The 15,845-nt window shown below is 38.4% G+C and carries 13 protein-coding genes and 1 pseudogene; 7 read left to right on the top strand and 7 right to left on the bottom strand.

Annotated elements, in window-relative coordinates:
- Nucleotides 1-890: pseudogene (locus tag J3U27_RS09595) on the top strand (hypothetical protein); the annotation flags it as partial.
- 219 nt (nt 891-1,109) lie between these two features.
- On the opposite strand, the gene allD reads toward J3U27_RS09595, so the two are convergent.
- The 5 genes from allD to allC all read right to left on the bottom strand — a co-directional run bounded on the left by allD (nt 1,110) and on the right by allC (nt 6,447).
- Nucleotides 1,110-2,159 (bottom strand): ureidoglycolate dehydrogenase, encoded by a 1,050-nt coding sequence (gene allD, locus J3U27_RS09590; RefSeq protein WP_065562620.1) that lies wholly within the window; start codon nt 2,157-2,159, stop codon nt 1,110-1,112.
- 23 nt (nt 2,160-2,182) lie between these two features.
- The gene (locus J3U27_RS09585; RefSeq protein WP_267330731.1) at nt 2,183-3,079 is read right to left on the bottom strand and encodes a carbamate kinase; all 897 of its coding nucleotides are present in this window, start codon (nt 3,077-3,079) and stop codon (nt 2,183-2,185) included.
- Between the two features lie 20 nt (nt 3,080-3,099).
- A complete protein-coding gene (gene allE, locus J3U27_RS09580; RefSeq protein WP_220225963.1) occupies nt 3,100-3,879 on the bottom strand; it encodes a (S)-ureidoglycine aminohydrolase in 780 nt (259 codons plus the stop codon).
- Between the two features lie 108 nt (nt 3,880-3,987).
- Nucleotides 3,988-5,208, bottom strand: a complete 1,221-nt coding sequence (locus J3U27_RS09575) for an MFS transporter (RefSeq protein ID WP_267377342.1) — start codon at nt 5,206-5,208, stop codon at nt 3,988-3,990.
- 12 nt (nt 5,209-5,220) lie between these two features.
- Nucleotides 5,221-6,447, bottom strand: coding sequence for an allantoate deiminase (gene allC, locus J3U27_RS09570; RefSeq protein ID WP_267377341.1), 1,227 nt, complete (start codon nt 6,445-6,447; stop codon nt 5,221-5,223).
- 398 nt (nt 6,448-6,845) lie between these two features.
- Here allC and fdrA point away from each other — a divergent pair, with 398 nt between their 5' ends.
- The 6 genes from fdrA to J3U27_RS09540 all read left to right on the top strand — a co-directional run bounded on the left by fdrA (nt 6,846) and on the right by J3U27_RS09540 (nt 14,388).
- Nucleotides 6,846-8,513: an acyl-CoA synthetase FdrA gene (fdrA, locus tag J3U27_RS09565; RefSeq protein WP_267377340.1), complete on the top strand. Its 1,668-nt coding sequence runs from the start codon at nt 6,846-6,848 to the stop codon at nt 8,511-8,513.
- An 11-nt stretch (nt 8,514-8,524) separates the two neighbouring features.
- Complete coding sequence (locus J3U27_RS09560; RefSeq protein WP_065562974.1) at nt 8,525-9,784, top strand: DUF1116 domain-containing protein; 1,260 nt, start codon at nt 8,525-8,527, stop codon at nt 9,782-9,784.
- A 3-nt stretch (nt 9,785-9,787) separates the two neighbouring features.
- Nucleotides 9,788-10,714 carry a DUF2877 domain-containing protein gene (locus J3U27_RS09555; RefSeq protein ID WP_267377339.1) on the top strand — a complete coding sequence of 309 codons (927 nt, stop codon included), beginning with the start codon at nt 9,788-9,790 and terminating at the stop codon, nt 10,712-10,714.
- A 3-nt stretch (nt 10,715-10,717) separates the two neighbouring features.
- Nucleotides 10,718-11,641: an HTH-type transcriptional activator AllS gene (gene allS, locus J3U27_RS09550; protein ID WP_065562976.1), complete on the top strand. Its 924-nt coding sequence runs from the start codon at nt 10,718-10,720 to the stop codon at nt 11,639-11,641.
- A 50-nt stretch (nt 11,642-11,691) separates the two neighbouring features.
- Nucleotides 11,692-12,924: a pyridoxal-phosphate-dependent aminotransferase family protein gene (locus tag J3U27_RS09545; protein WP_065562977.1), complete on the top strand. Its 1,233-nt coding sequence runs from the start codon at nt 11,692-11,694 to the stop codon at nt 12,922-12,924.
- Nucleotides 12,925-13,116: 192 nt separating this feature from the next.
- Nucleotides 13,117-14,388 (top strand): MFS transporter, encoded by a 1,272-nt coding sequence (locus J3U27_RS09540; RefSeq protein WP_065733979.1) that lies wholly within the window; start codon nt 13,117-13,119, stop codon nt 14,386-14,388.
- Between the two features lie 96 nt (nt 14,389-14,484).
- On the opposite strand, the gene J3U27_RS09535 is transcribed toward J3U27_RS09540, so the two are convergent.
- Together J3U27_RS09535 and J3U27_RS09530 are read right to left on the bottom strand one after the other, a co-directional pair.
- Nucleotides 14,485-14,901: an RbsD/FucU family protein gene (locus tag J3U27_RS09535; RefSeq protein ID WP_267330734.1), complete on the bottom strand. Its 417-nt coding sequence runs from the start codon at nt 14,899-14,901 to the stop codon at nt 14,485-14,487.
- Between the two features lie 46 nt (nt 14,902-14,947).
- Nucleotides 14,948-15,712: an SDR family NAD(P)-dependent oxidoreductase gene (locus J3U27_RS09530; protein ID WP_267377337.1), complete on the bottom strand. Its 765-nt coding sequence runs from the start codon at nt 15,710-15,712 to the stop codon at nt 14,948-14,950.
- Between the last annotated feature and the right edge of the window lie 133 nt (nt 15,713-15,845).

Here is a 15,845-nt window from a genome sequence, read left to right as displayed (position 1 = left end):
CACGTAATTCCGTGCTAACAATTTGTAACGCACCTTATAGGATTAAGTTATCCAGTACTAACGGTACATTATCTACTCGTTACGGCGTTCCTAATCGCAGTACTTTCAATGCCCGTAATGTGACTTATTACGTCAATCCTAAGGCTGGGGCTGTGGTTTGTTTCGCCAAACCAAGTACGCATCACCTTAATTCTGTGCAAAATGGTCCAGCTTCGATGTGGGACCCTTATAAAGGTTTTATCCCTCAGTCAACTGACCCGTCACTTTACGGTAGAAACTTTCCTACAACTGGTCTTAATGGATTGTACTTTGATTTAGATATTAGTGGTAGTAGTCAGCCATTGTCTTGGTCTCCTGTTTCTCAGGGAGGTATCACCGTCACAATGTCTAATCCTACTGCTACAAGCGTACGCGTTACTTTAACTGGTCCTTACGTTGGTCGTATTTCTACTCCATCTTTGCCTCAAACATTCGAGTTGGTCGGTCGTGATACTAATGGTACTCCTGTCGTCAAATATGGTTTTACTTTGAAGCAGTGGTTCGTCTACCGTGGTTCTGTGAAGAAAAATTACTCTAATACATTATCTTGGTGTAATAGTATTGGTTATCGAGTACCTAAGGTAAAGGATTTAACAAATTCAAATTATGGTGGTAATTTAGGCGCCACCCCTTCCTCACCGGGTAATCATTTTATGCGTCATATAGGTTCAGGTTTTTTCACTGAGTGGGGCTATATGTATTATTATTCAGGCGTTGGCTTCGACCTCGATTGGTATTGGACTAGTGACTCGGATGGTAGTTACAAGTTTGTCGCGAGCTCACACGACGGTAACTTGACATGGGGCAACACCAACAACCACTACTACTACGGACTATGCTCCCATCCTTAGTATTTATTTCTTCGTCCTTAATCCTTAAGGCGGGGGCGGGGGTGATAAAAAATAGTATTAGGTGATTAAAAGTAAGCTGACTCAAGGAGTCAACGTCGTTTAGCTATAAAAAGCGATTTTGCGGCTAAGCGATGCTTCAATTACCCGCCTCGGCGGGTTTATTTTTTAGGTATTTTGTCTCAAAAAAAGTTGAGGAGCGGGGTTTTTGAAACCTTGATATTATTCGGCAAATTTATTTTTATGATCATAACGATTGTAATGAATATCATCACTAATTAAATAATTATAGATATCATCAACTATCTCTATGCCATTTTTTAAGTAATCGGCTTCACGTTTTTTGCTTCTTTCGCCTGGAAAGAAGATTTCACTATTGCCTTTGGCTGGTTTGGTTTGTTTTAGTTGGTCAAGCATAGCTGACATGGTTTGTTTAAAGATTTCGAGTCCAACAAAGTATTGTGGGTTGATTACAATATGCAGATGACCAAGGTTGCGCCCTTGGGATAGATCCGCATACATTGATGAAACGTTTTTACCAAATGGTAAGCCAAGTAATATGCCTGAAAGTACATCGACCATCATCATTAGACCATAACCTTTGGCATCGGCTATTGGTAGTAGGGCGTTTACTTTGTGGGGATCGGTTGTTGGTTCACCATGTTCATCGACCGCCCATGTTGGGGGAATGGAGGCGCCTTTTGATCTGGCATATAAGACTTTTCCCCAAGCTTGGACAGTGGTTGCCATGTCAAATGAGACAATCCGTTCGTCGTTCGTTGGTGCTGCAAATGCGATTGGGTTGGTTCCAAAAAATTCTTCCGCGCCACCATATGGAACCGCCATTGGGTCAGATTGGCACATGGATATGGCGACTAAGTTTTGTTTAGCTGCCATTTCGGTAAAGTAACAAAGTGAGCCACTATGTGACATTCGACGAATTCCGACTACGGCAACGCCATTTTTTTTCGCCATTTCTATGGCTTTGTCCATACCAACTTTAGCGGCAACTAATCCGCATCCGTTATCAAAATCTAATATTGCTGATGATGGACCGGTTTCTTTATAGGTGACATTGGGGGAGTGAGTCATGCCTCCTTTTGCAATGCGTTCAGCATAATATTCAACGCGTACGGCGCCATGCGAGTGGATGCCTCGTGCATCGGCAAATGCAAGCGTATCGGCAGCAATATCGGCGTGCTCTTGAGTTAATCCAGCTTTATGTAGTTTTTTGGCAATTAAGTTGTGTAGTGTTTGTCTGTCTAGTCTCATTTTATCACTCCTATCTATAGTCGCTATTTGGTGATGATAGTGCCTTTTGTTTGTGCTAATAGCGATTCGATATCTGTTAAGTTGCCAATATAGGCGGTATTGCCAGTTTGTTCGACAAATTCAATAACGGATTTGATTTTTGGTCCCATAGCACCATCATCGATTGCCATTGGTTGTATTCGTTTGGTATCAACTTTGCCTAGAGCGGTTTGCTCAGGTGTGCCCCAGTTTTCATATACGGCGTCAGTGTCGGTTAATATCATTAAGTGGTCAGCTTTTAGTTCGATTGCCAGTTGGGCAGCGCTATGATCTTTGTCGATAACCGCCTCGATACCTTTATAACCCGATTTATCTTTTATTACGGGAATTCCGCCCCCACCATTGCAGATGACGATGGTATCTTGGTTAATTAGCTCTTTGATGGTATTAAGTTCGATAATTTTTTTCGGTTTTGGGGATGGAACAACGCGTCTTAGGTATTTGCCATCTTGTTTAAATTGCCAACCATATTGGGCTTGTAGTTTTTGTTGTTCTTCAGGTTGATATACCGGGCCTATAAATTTGGTTGGATCTTTGAATGATGGGTCGTTGCTGTCTACTTCGACTTGTGTTAATACGCAGGTCACTTGGTTGACATATTGCTGTAAGCTTCGCTGTATCATATACCCTAACATGCCTTGTGTTTGAGCAACAAGGACATCGAGCGGGTAGGCGGGTACGCTTGGGTAGCTGGCATTTTGTAGAGCAAGTAATCCAACTTGTGGTCCATTGCCGTGAACAATAACAAGTCGATATTTATTGGCTAATTTGGCAATAAATTGGGTCGTGCTGTTGATGTTTTGGTATTGGTTGTCAATAGAGAGTAATTCATTTCGTTTTGAAATCGCATTACCACCTAATGCAATAACTATTAGTTCCATACGGTGTCCTTTATTTTTGTTTAGATGTCCACATCCCGATGACAATCTTTTGAGTAGATATAACTCAGTGGTTGTTGGCCAACAGCGTAACACGCTTGTAGCGCATAGGCTCCCATAAAGATGTAGTCGTCTTTTTTAACCGGTATCCACTGGTTATCAAGTAGGTACATACCTTCACCACTAAGTAAGTAGGCGCCGTGTTCTTGTACATGGGTTTCGATATAGCCATGACTTGCACCCGGTAGGAAGGTAAGAATATGGAAGTTCATATCAAAACCGAGTTCTTTGGGGAGAAGGTCTTGAATAAATACGTTATCCATATTTTCATAATTCATGCGTTCTAGTTGTTGAATATGATTAGCAATCACACGTGTTTGATAACCGGAAATAGGGTTGTAGCGACGTTTGTACAGGAATAAACGTGATGAAGCAGTCATATTTTGTAAATAGAGTTTAACCCCAGCGGGGCAGTAGATGTAGCCACCAGTTTGTAAACGGTGTGATTGGTCATTGGCTTTTGCGTTGACGTCACCCTCTATCACATAGGCAAATACTTCAATATCATCATCCCCAAATCCTTGTAAGTTTTGACCACCTTGGTGCATGGTGACAAGGTAATCGACAAAGGATGCTCCTAGTTTAGGTGTGGCTAAGATGGTGATGTCACAATTTTCAAAACCGGGAATGATATTTTTAACTAAGCCATCAGGCGGTATTAAGGCAAAATTATGACGTTTGATTATCGCGCGGGACGCTAATAGGTCTTTTGGGTAGCCGATGTTGTTATTGATATATCCCATAATGATCTCCTTGGAACATATGCTTTAGATTTAGGCAAGGTTTGCCGTGAGTACTACTTTTTCGACTATTTATCAAAAAACGATAAATAGTCGATGCTTTTGCGTGAATCAGTTGGTTATGTGTTTACGCAAATTAATTAAAAAGAATAATGCTGTTGCAATAATTAAGATTGCAATAGCTACATAGAACCCCGTAATTTTGGTTCCTGTTATATCCGCTAATAATCCAGTTAATGGTGGTGCTATCACTGATGAACTCATGCCAAAGAAGTTAAATACACCAAATGCTGTGCCATAACTGCTTTTTGGGGCAATGTCAGCCACGTGAGATATTAGAATCGGTTCAACAACAAACTTGCCAAATAATCCATAGAGGATTAATCCCATCAGTAATAAGGTGATGGTGGATGATTGGACTGCCATAAATAGTGTTCCGGCTGAAAGCAGTTCTAATACGATAATAAAAAATAGTCGTTTAGCACGAAATTTATCCGAGATTTTACTGATGACAAGTGCGCCAGGAATAGCCGCGAATGCGACTAAGGATGATGCAGAGCCAATGCTTCCGCCAGTAAAGCCTCGTTCAGTTTCAAGAAAGTTGGGTAACCAGCTTACCACCATGTAATAGCCATAGCATGTTGCAAAGTACATTATGTAACAAGCCACCATTGGGCTACTAAAGAAGTTATGTTTTTCTTTCGGCGCCGTTTCCGTTTTCTGTTTTTGGGTGATGACGCTTTTAATCGATGGCTCTTTAATGATAATTGCAAATCCAGCAATTAAGCAGAGTGTTAGAGCCGCAATAATATAGAGCATATATTGCCATGGCATATCCAACGCTTTAACTAAGAAGCTGGTGGATAATAAGCAAACGCCCATACCTAACGCCGCACCAGTGTTGATAATGGCAGAGGCGAAGCTACGATTTTCAGCTGGAATATTTTCGGCTGATAGTGACCAAGCCGAACCATAGTAAGAGCCACAACCAAGACCTGCCAGTAAGCTACCAATATAGATCATCATCATTGAGTGTGCATTACCAATCATGATAGCGGCAATGGTAAAAAGTATGAAGCCAGGAATCACCACGGCTTTTTTACCATATTTGTCAACTAAGATCCCAGCTGGAATTTGCATTAAGGTGTAGGAAAAAAAGTAACAGCTAGCAATTAAGCCCAGCTCAGTATTTGATTGAGGTCCTACAGTTTGTTGAATTTCAGGAAAAATCGCTGCTAATACGGGGCGATAAATCCACATCACTAACCAACCGAGGAATAATAAAGCGACGATTTTATGCCAGTACTGTATGCCACCTTTTTTTTCTGTCATTTTAATTCCTTATTATTCTTGATAAGCCAATTGGTAAAGGGCATAAGTTAATGCTTTTATTCCTTCAACTAAGTCTTCAGTTTTGGTATCTTCAGCAGGGTTGTGGCTGATGCCTTTGATGCTTGGTACAAATAACATGGCGGTCGGTACTCGTGGTGCAAAAATTTGTGAGTCGTGACCGGCACCACTATGCATTACGCGATAACTTAGTTTTTCTTGGTTGCAGATGTTTTCGAGCATTTTTATGAGTTTGTCATCCATTGGAATTGGGGCTTCATCCATCCAACGATTTATTTCGATCTCAAGGCCAAGTTCTTTGGCGATGCGGATCATGTCAGCTTCAATCTCTTCGGTAAAGCTTTTGAGTTCTTCTTGGTTAGTGTGACGACAATCTATTGTGAACATCACTTCCCCCGGAACGACATTAACCACATTGGGTTTTGGTTCAACATGACCGAAGGTTAATACTAATGGATCACCCACTTTAATTGCTTTGTTAATGGATTCGTTGCAAATTCGGCTAAAAGCGTAGATAGCATCTTTACGGTAACTCATTGGTGTGGTGCCCGCATGATTTGCTTCACCTATTAAGCGGATGTTGTAACGACGTTGTCCAACGATGCTGGTTACAACCCCTATGCTTTTTTCTTCCCGCTCAAGTACGCCTCCTTGTTCAATGTGTAACTCTAAAAAGGCTTTGATATCGGAGCGTGCTTTTTGGGTGTTAAATTTAAATCCGCAGTTGTTCATTGCATCGACAAATTTAATGCCATTGTTGTCTTCGATATCGGCAACATCATCATTGTTGGCGATGGCAAATACGTTTTTGCTTCCCCAAAAGACATAAGGAAAGCGACTGCCTTCTTCTTCTGCCATGGAGATAAGTTCTAAGGTGCGTAATGGTTGGCCGTAGTTCTCTTTTAGGTATTTCATGGCAAGCATAGCTGCAATGATGCCAAGTTGGCCGTCAAGTTTGCCACCATTAACAACGGTATCAACATGCGAGCCAGACATGATGACTTGTTCTTTATATTTACTGCCTTCAAATCGACCATATAAGTTACCAATATCATCAAAATAGGTATTCATGCCAATTTGTGAGAGTTTTTCTTTAATTGCATTTTGGGCAGTAAGCCATTGTTCAGTATAAAGTAATCGAGTTGTTCCGCCTTGTTCTAAACCACCAAAGCTCGATATCCATTTAACTGCATTAGCAACATCATCATATAAAATATTCATAAATATTTACCTGCTATTTAAAACTCCATCATCGTTAACATTTTGCTTTTAATGTTAACCGCACATATCGTGTCGATACTACGGATCATTTTAAATGTTTTTTTTGTTTACCATACTATTAATATCAAATAATAATGTGATCAAACTAGCTTTTTTATATTTGTGAAATTTAATTAAATTAAGTAGTTATTATTATAAAAAATTTTTTAACAATCTTTTATGATACTGATTTTAAATAATATTATATTTTTGATATCGTTAATGTTTTGTGATGTATAACCTGCTTATTGTTTATTTTTTCCGTAATATATAAATATAATCTAACTATTAGATTTTTTTAATGAGCTTAATGAGGTTCAAAGTTAACAGCACTTATCATATTTGAGGGGCCTATTCTCATGATTCAATCTTTTATAAAAAAGGGAAGCTTTCAAGATTCTGTTAGTTTGATGTTGATATCAAAAAAACTGAGTAATCTTGATGAGGTTGATGAAGTATCTGTCATGATGGGTACTCCTGCCAATAAATCTTTATTAACCGCAACAGGTTTTTGGAGTGATAGTTTTAATGATGCAACGCCAAATGATATTTGTGTCGCGATTAAAACCAAAGATGACTCTAATGATGTTGTCGAGTTGATTAGTCAACAACTTGAGGATGCGTTAAAAAATATCGCTCAAGCTCAGCAAGGTGGTGCAAAACTACTTAAAGCAAGGCGTTTAGCTAGCGCAACGAAAAAATTACCTGATGCTAATTTAGTGTTAATTTCGATTGCTGGGGAGTACGCCGCTGAGTTAGCCGATCAAGCTTTAGACGATAATAAAAACGTGATGATTTTTTCTGATAATGTATCAATCGAAGATGAAATCCGTTTAAAAACTAAAGCGTCTAAAAAAGATTTAATTGTGATGGGCCCCGATTGTGGGACGGCCTTTATCGCGGGTGCACCCTTAGCGTTTTCTAATGTTATTCCTAAAGGGAATATTGGGGTAATTGGGGCGTCTGGTACGGGTATTCAAGAAGTGGTTTCACAAATCGCGTTATTGAATCAAGGTATTACGCAAGCTATCGGTTTGGGTGGGCGGGATTTGTCGCTTGAAGTCGGGGGGATTAGTTCGCTTACTGCCTTAAATATGCTCGCTGCCGATGCTGATACACAAGTGATTACCTTTATTTCTAAACCGCCAGCAGACAGTGTGCGGGAAAAAGTGATTTCAGCCATGAAGTTAATCCCTAAACCGGTGGTGGCTTTATTTTTGGGCTCGAAAATCGATAAACCTCAAGACGATAATATCTATTTTGCACGCACATTAGATGAAGCAGCTCGATTAGCCTGTTTATTAAGTCCAGTTGAAGCGATAGCGAATAAGTTGCCTAATTTAGCCAATAAAACGATTACAGGGTTATATACTGGCGGTACCTTAGCTTCAGAAGCGGCGATGTTGCTTGCTCAAGAACTAAATCTCACTACCAGTCATCATCACGATAAAGGGATTATGTTAGATCAACAGGGGCATAAAATTATTGATTTAGGTGATGATTTTTACACTGTAGGTAAACCTCATCCTATGATTGATCCATCTATTCGCGAAGATAAAATTGCTCAGCTTGGTGAAAATCACGACGTAGGAGTATTACTTGTTGATTTGGTTATTGGTTATGGCGCAAATGCCAATCCGGCTGAGTCAGTTATTTCAGGTTATCAAAAAGCCTGTGCTAAACGAGGTGATAATCATCCACTGATAGCTATCGCAACTGTGACTGGTTCAGAGCAAGATCCGCAATGTCGTAGTAAGCAAATTGAAGCGTTAGAATCAGCGAATATTGTTGTAATGAATAATTTACCGGAAGCTATTTTGTTAGCTAAAAAACTGATTACACCGGTTAAATCAAATAATTTCATTAAACCATATCCTTTATTAAGCCATATTAGTGTGATTAATGCTGGTTTAAGAAGTTTTGCTGAAGATCTTCAATCATCGAATATTCCTGTTGTGCATTATCAATGGGCGCCAATAGCCGGCGGTAATAAAAAATTAGCGGCTATTTTGCAAAAATTAAATTAAGAGGTTTTGATATGTTACGTACTGCAATAAATGAAGCAAACCAAAAAATTATTGAACGAATTAAAGCTGCTAGACCTCATTGGGTAGGCGTTATATCCGCTAAAGAAGCTGTACCAACCTTGGCGCAAGGTAAAAAATTACTTCACGCTGGACCACCGATTGTTTGGCATGATATGACTGGGCCAATGCAAGGTGCTTGTATTGGTGCTTGCTTGTTTGAAGGCTGGGCTCAAGATGAGAAGCAAGCTTTGCATTTGTTAGAGTCAGGCCAAGTTGAATTTATCCCTTGCCATTCTGTTAATGCAGTTGGTCCAATGGGAGGAATTACGTCAGCCAATATGCCAATGATTGTGGTTGAAAACATTACCCATGGTAATCGTGCTTACTGCAATTTAAATGAAGGTATTGGTAAAGTGATGCGTTTTGGTGCTTATGGTCAGGAGGTTTTAGACCGTCATCGTTGGATGAAAGAGTCGTTAGGGCCAGCCTTGAATGATGCATTAAAACTGTTTGATAATGGTATCGATTTAACCGCTTTGATGGCACAAGCTATTACAATGGGTGACGAATTCCATCAACGTAATATTGCCGCTTCAGCATTATTATTAAGAACCCTTTCACCAAAATTAATTTTACTTGATCGTAGTAAAGCGGAAATGGAGAAAATCTTTAGCTTTTTAAGCGTGACAGATCAGTTCTTCTTAAATGTTGCTATGGCATTTTGTAAATCAATTATGGATAGCGCAGCGCAAATTAAAGAGGGATCTATCGTTACAGCAATGACGCGTAATGGTAAAGAATTTGGTATTAAAGTCAGTGGTCTTGGCGATCAGTGGTTTACCGCGCCAGTTAATACTCCACAAGGTCTATTCTTTACCGGTTATTCTCAAAAAGATGCAAACCCAGATATAGGTGATAGTGCTATTACTGAAACCTTTGGTATAGGCGGGGCGGCTATGGTTGCAGCACCAGGAGTTACTCGCTTTGTTGGTGCCGGTGGCACGGATGTTGCATATGAAGTATCTGAAGAGATGAGTGAAATCTATTTAGAACATAATATGTTATTCCAAATTCCTACATGGAATTTCCAAGGATGCTGTTTAGGCTTAGATCTTCGTTTAGTTGTCGAAACAGGGATCACGCCATTAATTAATACTGGTATTGCCCATAAACAAGCAGGAGTGGGCCAAATTGGTGCAGGTACAGTTAGAGCACCGTTAGCTTGTTTTGAAAAAGCACTCGAGGCATTAGCAAAAAAACTAGACGTATAGGCTATGAGTTTGATGTATGTAGATGATGAATGCTTAAATAAGTCGCTAAATAATCAGCGACTTACTATCCCCGCTTTTGATTATTTGCAAGAGCGTGGTTTGTCGCAAGCATCTCATATTATCAAACCACTTTTAGTTAGTGCGGATATTCCGATAAAAGCGGGTGAGCTGTCGCTCTTTAGTACTCATCAGCAAACGATTAATTTAATCAATGATGATCAGCAATTAATTACTATACATCGTTATAACAGCGGTTTGTCGCCCATGGGCATTGTACTTAAATCGTCTGATTTTGATTATGTTTTGTCGTTAGTTAGTGATTTATCTATTTATCAATCGGCAACGGGTGATTTGCAAGTCGGGATTTTTTTTATTTCACTTGATACGCATGTTTGTCAATTAAATATAAAAAAACATTCATTAGCTAATAAATCACAAATTGCTAATCTATTGAAAGAGATAGAAACTCCTACCGGCTTATTTGGTAAATTGAGTGACAATTTATCGGGTCAATATCAACTCGAATTATTATGTAATACCATGACTAATTTGATGAATGGTAAAGCAGATGATATTACGCCGTTTATTGGCTTAGGACCGGGTTTAACGCCAAGTTTTGATGATATTATCGTGGGGATGTTGGCGGTTATCTCAAGCGATTGCCGTTTTGACAATCAAATTCGACAGCTTAAATTCGCCTTTGAGCGTTTGTCATTACATCTGTTAACCACAACTGTTAGTGCTAGTTTTTTGACTTATGCACTGCAAGGTAAATTTTCGTTGTTGGTGCTACAAGTGATTAATTCATTTGCACAACATAAATATCACCATTCATCAATAAAAAATTTATCGAATTATGGTCACACCTCTGGATCCGATCTCTTACTTGGTATATGGTTAGGTATTGATCGTTTTGTTTTAAGGGATTAAATCGTGCTAGATACAGAAACCATGCGGACCTTTATTAAAGTAGTTGAGAGCAATAGCTTTTCAAAAGCGGCTAAGCTACTTTACAAAACACCAGCAGCGATTAGTTATCGTATTAAATCATTGGAAGCCGATCTTAATACTCAACTTTTTGAACGAACCACACGGACTGTGACACTAACGCTGGCAGGGCAACATCTTTATGAGCAATGTAGCCAATGGTTGCTTTGGTTATCAACCATGCCTGATGAGTTACAACAGATTCGTGATGGTGTTGAGCGAAAAATTAATATTACCATCAATAATCTGCTCTATGATGTTGAGGCGGTAGCCGATTTGTTGACGTTTTTAAAAGAGAAATTCCCTTTTACTACTTTCAATATAAATCGACAAGTTTATATGGGAGTGTGGGATTCGTTATTACATGGTGAGTGCCATTTAGCGATTGGCGCAACAGGCACTGAATCGCTTGATACGATGATTAATATACTACCTCTTGGTGAAGTAAGTTGGGTGTTTGTGGCAGCCAAAAATCATCCGATCACCCAAATTGATGGGGCGTTATCTAATGATACTTTACGTAAGTATCCGGCAATTAATGTTGAAGATACCTCTGTGCATATGAATAAACGAGTGGCTTGGTTATTACCTAGCCAATCTGAGATTATTGTGCCAAATATTACCACTAAGTTGGCTTGCCATTTAAGAGGATTAGGTATTGGTTTTTTACCCAAATCAATCTGCCAATCTTATTTAGATTCAGGTGAATTGATTGCCTGTAAAGTGGTTAATGAACGTAAGCCATCGCCATTGTCATTAGCATGGAAAAAATCGCATATGGGCAAAGTGATGAATGAAATTGTTAATCTGTTTAAGTTTCATCATCCCATTGCCAATAATTTTTTGAAAAATATAGATAAGAGAAGATGAGTTAGTGTAATCTTCAAACAATTAACTCGATATTAATAAAGGAAAAAATAATGTTAGACCTAGATAAATATGACCAAATTAATCCGCCTACGCGACTATTAATGGGACCAGGTCCAATCAATGCTGATCCTCGTGTCACTAGAGCGATGGCGGCACCTTTAATTGGCCAGTTTGACCCAGTTATGACTGATTATATGAATCAGACTATGTCACTTTATCGAGATATTTTTAAAACCAAAAATGAGCAAACTTTTGTTATTGATGGTACTGCAAGAGCCGGTATTGAAGCCGTTCTTGTGTCAACAATTAAACCGGGTGACAAAGTATTAGTACCCGTATTTGGTCGTTTTGGTTTATTACTTTGTGAAATTGCCCACCGTTGTCGTGCTGATGTGCATACTATTGAAGTGCCATGGGGTGAAGTTTTTGATCCTAATGTTATTGAAGATGCTATCAAAAAAGTCAAACCCAAACTATTACTTTGCGTGCAAGGTGACACTTCAACCACATTATTGCAACCATTGGATAAAATTGGTGAAATTTGTCGTCGCCATGGTGTGTTGTCTTATGTCGATGCAACTGCTTCGATTGTGGGTAACCCACTTGAAGTTGATAAATGGCAACTTGATGGCGTTTCAGTGAGTTTACAAAAATGTTTAAGTGGACCTCCAGGTGTTGCTCCTCTTACTTTAAGTCCAAAAATGGTCGAAATTATTCAAGCTCGTAAATGTGTTGAACTGGGTATTCGTGCTGAAAATGATGCGGGTGGCCGAGATGAGATGATCTATTCTAACTATTTTGATATCGATATGATTATCCGTTACTGGAGTTCTGAACGTATCAACCACCACACTGAAGCGACCTCAATGCTTTATGCTGCACGCGAATGTGCTCGAATTGTGTTACAAGAAGGTTTAGATAACGTGATTGAGCGTCATCGCGTTAATGGGGCTGCAATGGTTGCTGGTTTACAAGCTATGGGACTTGAGTTGTTTGGCGATCTCGATCATAAAATGAATAATGTCGTTGGTGTGGTTCGTCCGGAACATATTAATGACCTTGAAGTTCGCAATTTAATGTTAAATGATTTTGGTATTGAAATCGGTGCTTCATTCGGTCCGCTTAAAGGTAATGTATGGCGTATTGGTACTATGGGCTATAATGCTAGAAAATCTTGTGTCATGCAAACATTAACCGCGTTTGAAGCTGTGTTAAATCGAGTTGGTTTTAAAACAGTACAAGGGGCTGGTTTACAAGCTGCATGGAACGTTTATAACAGCTAATAATTAAATAATAATAAAAGTTCACTGAAGTGAGCGGAATTATACCCATTGGATTTTTGAGCTTTTAATTTAGAACGAAGTAATTTGTTGGTCAAATTGTCAACAAATTACTCTAAAAATAGAGTAAATTTAAAATAGTAGCAAAAATGTTAACTTTAAGTTAATTGGGATGATATTATTTAAGGAAATTTTATGAATAAATTGAATACTAAAATTCCTACCTCTGGGTATAATCAAAAAAAATGGAAAGGGCGTTATACCATTTTATTACTATTATGGTCAGGTTGGTTACTTTCGTTTCTTGATCGTATGGTAATGAATGTCTCATTGCCGTTTATTGGCCATGATCTTGGTATCGATAAAACTGTACAAGGTTCAATTATTAGTGCATTTTTTATTGGTTATGCACTGTTCCAAATTCCCGGTGGTTATTTATCAGATAAATTTGGTCCGCGTAAAGTGATGGCTTTTGCCATTATTTGGTGGTCGATGTTTACGCTTTTTACCGGTCTAATTTATGTATTACCATTAATGTTACTGACTCGCTTCATGTTTGGTGCCGGTGAAGGTTGTTTCCCAGCTTCGTCTTGGAAAACTATCGCTACTTATTTCCCTGCCAAAGAACGAGGACGAGCAACGGCAATTCAATCTTCCGTCAACACATTAGGACCAGCAATATCTGTAATTGTGGCAGTTGCCATTATTGAATGGTTAGGTTGGCGCGATGTATTTATCATCTTAAGTATTCCTGGTTTTATATTAGGCTTTTTTATCTACAAGTTTATTCGCAATAATCCATCTGAAAATAGTCTGATTGGTGCCGATGAACTGCAAGAATTAGAAATAATCAACGATAATGTCTCAGTCGAAGAGAGCTCGTCTTCGTTAATAGATGTATTGAAAATGCCAATACTCTGGAAGTTATCGCTAATTTGGTTCTTATTTGATATCACATTCTGGGGATTCACCACATGGTTACCAAGTTATTTACTTGAAGCAAGAGGATTATCGCTCTCCAAAACCGGTATCTTAGCTGCAATCCCATTCTTATTTGGTGCATTAGGGACCTTAGTTGGTGGCTATTTTGCTGATAAGTTCGAACAAAAATTAAAATATGTATATGGTTTAACCGCTTTTATCTCTGGGATATTTCTTTTCTTAATGTTCCAAGTCGATAATCTTGAGGCTGCTATAGTCTTCCAATGCGTATCAGCACTCTTTATGTTTATCGCATTTGCTATCTTTTGGGGAATGCTAATGCATATGATTCCGCCGGTAATCATGGGCAAAGCCTCAAGTATCGTCAACTTTGGTGGACAAGTCGCAGGCGTATTATCACCATTCATCATCGGCTTCCTTATCGACAACGCCAACGGAGGCTACAACCACGCCTTCTTATTTATGGTGATCGCGTTAATAAGCTCAGCGGTATTGACCTTTTTCATTAAAAAAATGAATATTTAGTTAATCAACATGATGAGAAATCTTGGGAAAATACTCAAACTTGGTTTGAGTATTTTTTTTGTATATTTATTAATAGATATCATTAGTTAAGAAGAATTAACAAACTACTCCTACTGTAAGTAATATATTGGCAAATCGCCGGTTCTCACCTGTTGCAATTACTAATAATGTATCATTTGATTTTGCCAATGAATAAAACTTATTACGTTCAACATGCACAATTTCTACTGTTTCTGGGAGTAGAGCTTTGTACTCTGTCTCAATTTCGTTATTAAAATCAGGTGGGCTTTCCATTAGAACAGCTTTTTCAATATTTATATATTTTAAAAGCTTATCTAGAATTAATGTACTTTTAATCTCGCCAACACAGAAGTTGAGATAGATAATAGTTGCATTAGGTGAAGAGTTTGTTACAAAAGAATAATTACTGTCTGCAATCAATATATTTGTTTTATGACCGCATTTTGCTAATGTTTCTAATAGTTTAGGATGAAGAATCTCAGATTTTATCATACATTTTTCCTTGTATCTTAACATAACTAGGCATCAAGCTAACTAATTACATTCTATAAACTCCACCGTTGATATCGATTGTCGCACCCGAGATAAAACCGTCATATTCTGATGCTAAAAATTTAATAACACGAGCGACATCTTCCGAACTTCCTGCTCTCCCTAAAGGAATCGATTTTATAGTTTCTTCTGCGGATTCTTTTGTTGTATGTTGGTTATGAAAACGAGTTCCAAGAATCAGACCTGGCGCAACAGCATTTACTCTTATTCCGTGTTGGCCGAGTTCAGCGGCTAATGAACGAGTCCATGTTAAAACAGCACCTTTTGTCATTGAATATACTAGCGATCCAGCATGACCACCTGATCGACCAGCTAGAGAAGCTAAATTAACAACACTAGCGCCATCTTTAGCTTTCTTCAAATGTGGCAAAGCACTTTGTGTTACATTTAACATTGTTGTCATATTGACATCGATTACAGTTTGCCAAAATTGTTTGTCAATTTCACCTAACCATTTTCTTGCAATAATTCCTCCCACATTATTGATAAGAATATCAATTCCGCCTAAAAATTCTGCAGCAGCATTTACACTTTGGTGAGTTTCGTCCTCTTTTGTTAAATCTGCATAACCATAATTGGCTCTTTGTCCTAATTTATTGGCTAACTCAACTAACTCCTTCGGTCCTTCTTCACCACTAAAATAGTGCAGGTAAACATCACATCCAGCTTCAATTAATTCTTTTGCTGTCGCTTTGCCAATACCTTGTTCTGCACCTGTAATAAACACTTTTTTACCAGATAACGTACCCATTTTTATCTCCTATTAGATTTTTGCTTTGAAATAAAATTTTACTGTTACTGGTAACGGGATGAGTTTTAAATTATATAGCCAAATTTTTTAGAGAATGTGATTTAAATCACAGAATAAAATAATTATATTTTGA

The organism is Gilliamella sp. B2911 (assembly GCF_026536965.1).
Classification (GTDB): Bacteria; Pseudomonadota; Gammaproteobacteria; order Enterobacterales; family Orbaceae; genus Gilliamella; species Gilliamella apicola_E.
Note: the sequence above shows the minus strand (reverse complement) of the source record. Positions and strands in the feature narration are given on the sequence as shown.

Coding starts and splice junctions, on each gene's coding strand:
- allD (WP_065562620.1), bottom strand. CDS start 2,159: ATGAGACTAGACAGACAAACACTACACAACTTAATTGCCAAAAAACTA.
- J3U27_RS09585 (WP_267330731.1), bottom strand. CDS start 3,079: ATGGAACTAATAGTTATTGCATTAGGTGGTAATGCGATTTCAAAACGA.
- allE (WP_220225963.1), bottom strand. CDS start 3,879: ATGGGATATATCAATAACAACATCGGCTACCCAAAAGACCTATTAGCG.
- J3U27_RS09575 (WP_267377342.1), bottom strand. CDS start 5,208: ATGACAGAAAAAAAAGGTGGCATACAGTACTGGCATAAAATCGTCGCT.
- allC (WP_267377341.1), bottom strand. CDS start 6,447: ATGAATATTTTATATGATGATGTTGCTAATGCAGTTAAATGGATATCG.
- fdrA (WP_267377340.1), top strand. CDS start 6,846: ATGATTCAATCTTTTATAAAAAAGGGAAGCTTTCAAGATTCTGTTAGT.
- J3U27_RS09560 (WP_065562974.1), top strand. CDS start 8,525: ATGTTACGTACTGCAATAAATGAAGCAAACCAAAAAATTATTGAACGA.
- J3U27_RS09555 (WP_267377339.1), top strand. CDS start 9,788: ATGAGTTTGATGTATGTAGATGATGAATGCTTAAATAAGTCGCTAAAT.
- J3U27_RS09545 (WP_065562977.1), top strand. CDS start 11,692: ATGTTAGACCTAGATAAATATGACCAAATTAATCCGCCTACGCGACTA.
- J3U27_RS09540 (WP_065733979.1), top strand. CDS start 13,117: ATGAATAAATTGAATACTAAAATTCCTACCTCTGGGTATAATCAAAAA.
- J3U27_RS09535 (WP_267330734.1), bottom strand. CDS start 14,901: ATGATAAAATCTGAGATTCTTCATCCTAAACTATTAGAAACATTAGCA.
- J3U27_RS09530 (WP_267377337.1), bottom strand. CDS start 15,712: ATGGGTACGTTATCTGGTAAAAAAGTGTTTATTACAGGTGCAGAACAA.